This window comes from Candidatus Obscuribacterales bacterium (assembly GCA_036703605.1).
In the GTDB taxonomy this organism is placed as follows: Bacteria; Cyanobacteriota; Cyanobacteriia; order RECH01; family RECH01; genus RECH01.
The window spans coordinates 1-3459 of the sequence record DATNRH010000590.1 but is presented as its reverse complement, the minus strand read 5'-3'; the positions used below and the strand labels follow the sequence as shown (position 1 = coordinate 3459).

Below are 3459 nucleotides of genomic sequence, written 5' to 3'. Positions count from 1 at the left end.
CGTTCGATGTGATGCACCAACACATTGCGGCTCCAGCCATGGGCGATCGCTTGTTGGGCATACCACAGCCGTTCTGCTGGATCTTTGACTGCTTCCAACAGACGAATGTTGTGCCCCCAAGGAATTTGTCCAACAACCTGTTGAACAATTGCCTCGTCGGGGTAGGCCTCGGCAAAGGCCCGCATGTAGAGCAGGTTGGTGCGGGAGAAGCCTTTCATGTCTGGAAACGCCTGGCGTAAGTCTTGCGACAATTGGGTGACCACCTTGGCTCCCCAGCCCTGGGCCTGCTGGCGGCTGAGAATGTCTCGGCCAATCTGCCAATAGAGGGTGATCAGTTCACAGTTAACCGCCAGGGCAGCCCGGACCTGAGCAGCCTGAATGCGTTGTTTCAGATCCTGGAGAAAATCTTGATAGGGGCGATCGAGGGAAGGCACAGTCATTTAGGCTAGATCGGATGTACTCTGCTGCATTGTACCTGGATTGCTCGGGTCTACCACATCCTGCATTTCTTTGATGTACCACATTTTGCTGATTGAAAAAGCTTAAACTTGCCTTTATCTTCGCCCCGTACACTAGGAGCAGTCTCTCAACAGCATGCTGCCAGAGGCGTAAAAACTCAGGGTGCAACCACAACGTCATAAGGGAATCGATCCGGCGGATTAGTCAGAGAGGCATGAGTTTACCTAGTTTCAAGTCACCCAAGCCCACCCGCGATCGCCCAGGATCCTGGGTTGATGCCTTGGCTCACACGGCCTTTGCGATCGCCGCTGCCATTCCCACGATGATAGCGATCGCCATCATGGCGACCTTCATCTACCAGAGCTTTTTGTTTTTCCGAGAGGTTCCCCTAGGGAGGTTTCTCACCGATACGAGCTGGACGCCCCTGTTTTCTAACCAGGGCTACGGCATCATCGTTCTGGTAACCGGTACGGGACTGATTTCAACCATCGCCATGCTGTTTGCCGTTCCCGTGGGTACCCTAGCGGCGATCTATTTAAGTGAGTATGCCAAGGATCCAGCTCGACAAGTGCTGAAATCTGCCCTAGAAACCCTGTCGGGCATTCCCACGATCGTATTTGGCTACTTTGCTATCTCATTTGTCACGCCAGCTCTGCGGATGGTGATCCCCGGTCTATCGGTTTTTAACGCCCTGAGCGCTGGACTAGTGACCGGGGTGTTGATTGTACCGATCATTTCATCCATTGGTGAAGATACGCTGCGCAGCATACCCGCTACCCTTCGACAGGGAGCCTATACCCTAGGGTTCACCAAGCGAGAGGTGATTCAGCACATCATCTTGCCCGCCGCCCTGCCGGGAATTCTTGCCTCCTACACCCTCGCCGCCAGCCGCAGCTTGGGAGAAACAATGATTGCAGCGATCGCTGCCGGACAACGCCCCCACCTCACCCTCAATCCCTTAGTTCCCATTTCCAGCATCACGGCCTATATTATCCAGGTGAGCTTAGGTGACGTACCCTCCGATTCCCTGAGGTTTCATACCATTTTTGCGGCGGGCATGGTCTTGTTTTTAATCACCTTATCTCTTAATAGCTTCGGGCGATGGTTGCTGCATCGCTATAAAAAAGGGATGCAGCAACTGCTCATTCCATCGGTAGACATGCTGCAGGGAACGCTTTCCCTAGGAGCGATCGCTCCAGCTATGGCCTTGCCGCCAGTGGCCTTTCGCAGCAATCTAAACCGACGGCAATGGCTCGATCGCCTGCTGACGGTTCTAGGATTCTTATCCGTCATGGTGGGCATCTTGACACTATTGCTGATGGCTCTTGTAGCTTTTCGCAGTGGGTTTAGCCGACTAAGCTGGGACTTTCTCGTCAATTTTCCATCTCGTCGCCCAGACGATGCAGGCATCTATGCGTCCTTAGTGGGAACAACGTTGCTGATGTTGATGACGGCCATGATGACCATTCCCCTTGGAATATCAGCCGCTATTTATCTAGAAGAATACATCCCCGATCGCCCCCTAAATCGTACCCTAGACGTCTTGATTGCTAACTTAGCTGCTGTTCCCTCCATCCTCTATGGTCTCCTAGGACTAGCGCTCTTTGTCCGACAGCTTTCTCCAATTACCGGCGGACGCAGTCTGCTCTCTGCAGCGCTGGTGATGTCCATTATTGCCCTGCCCCTAGTCATTATTACTACCCGCGGTGCTCTGCGCTCTGTGCCGAGTCAGCTCCGGCAGGCTGGCTACAGTGTAGGCATGAGCCGCCTCCAGGCACTATGTCACGTCATCATACCAGCGGCTGCACCAAGTATCATTACGGGAATTATGCTGGCGCTATCCCGCGTTGCCGGAGAAGCCGCTGCCCTCATTGCCATCGGAGCGATCGCCTTTGTCAGTGTTGCTCCATCATTATCCATATCAGGACTCCAAGATCCCTTTTCGACCTTGCCCACCCAAATCTTTTTTTGGGCCGCCCGCCCCCAGGATGGCTATCAGGTCAATGCCGCCGCCGCCATTTTAGTCCTAGGCGGATTAGTGTTCCTGCTCAACCTTGCAGCCGTGCTGCTTCGAGATTTCCATAGTCGCTATGTTCGCTAGGAGTTTGTGGATGCCTACTTTATTTTCTTCCATGTCTCAGGCTGGGACAGACATGGCTATTTTAGAAGCTCAGGACTTAGCGATCGCCTACAGTGGTCAGACCATTTTGCACCAGGTCAATCTCAAGATCTATCCTAAACAAATAACGGGACTCATTGGCCCCTCAGGCTGTGGCAAAAGCAGCCTATTGCGTTGTTTTAATCGACTCCTTGATTTTGTACCCGCTGCTACGATCAAAGGACAGATTCGTCTGGCTGGACAGAATTTGTACGCCATACCCGATACCATTGTGCGTCGCCGAATTGGCATGGTGTTTCAGCAACCCAATCCTTTCCCCAAGTCAGTATACGACAATATTGCCCTTGGGCTACGGGTGAATGGCTGTCGGCAAGATATTGACACTATTGTGGAGCAGGTGTTGCGTCAGGTAGGTCTCTGGCAAGAGGTGAAGGCAGACTTGAATAAAAATGCCATGTTGCTCTCCGGCGGTCAGCAGCAGCGCCTTTGTATTGCCCGCACCATTGCCCTACAGCCAGATATTATCTTAATGGATGAACCCTGCGCCGCCCTTGACCCAGTCTCCGCTGATCGCATCAGTAGCTTACTCATTGAAATGAAGCAGCATTATACGATTGTGATGGTAACCCACGATCTGCGTCAAGCTGCCCGCATTACCGATCGCTTAGCATTCTTCAACGTGATTCCCGAGGGCGATCGCCTTGTAGGACAGTTAGTTGAGTATGATGAAACCCCCAAAATCTTTGGCAGTCCATCCTCGTCGGCGACCTGGAGCTATATCCATTATGGTCATATGTCGCTTTAATCCCACTAGGACTCAGGAGGAGGAGCGATCGCTTTCACAGCTCTGGCTAACTCAATGGGAAACAGGATAACCGTGT

3 protein-coding genes are annotated in these 3459 nt (G+C 52.6%); 2 read left to right on the top strand and 1 reads right to left on the bottom strand.

Translation table 11 applies throughout. From position 1 onward, the window contains the following. The coding region (locus V6D20_12500; GenBank protein ID HEY9816600.1) for a DUF1016 N-terminal domain-containing protein at positions 1–440 on the bottom strand (440 nt) is incomplete at its 3' end. Between the two features lie 233 nt (positions 441–673). Here V6D20_12500 and pstA point away from each other — a divergent pair. Both pstA and V6D20_12490 read left to right on the top strand, forming a co-directional pair. Beyond that, positions 674–2560 carry a phosphate ABC transporter permease PstA gene (gene pstA / locus V6D20_12495; protein ID HEY9816599.1) on the top strand — a complete coding sequence of 629 codons (1887 nt, stop codon included), beginning with the start codon at positions 674–676 and terminating at the stop codon, positions 2558–2560. A gap of 10 nt (positions 2561–2570) precedes the next feature. Next, a complete protein-coding gene (locus V6D20_12490; GenBank protein ID HEY9816598.1) occupies positions 2571–3383 on the top strand; it encodes a phosphate ABC transporter ATP-binding protein in 813 nt (270 codons plus the stop codon). The last annotated feature ends 76 nt before the right edge of the window (positions 3384–3459 follow it).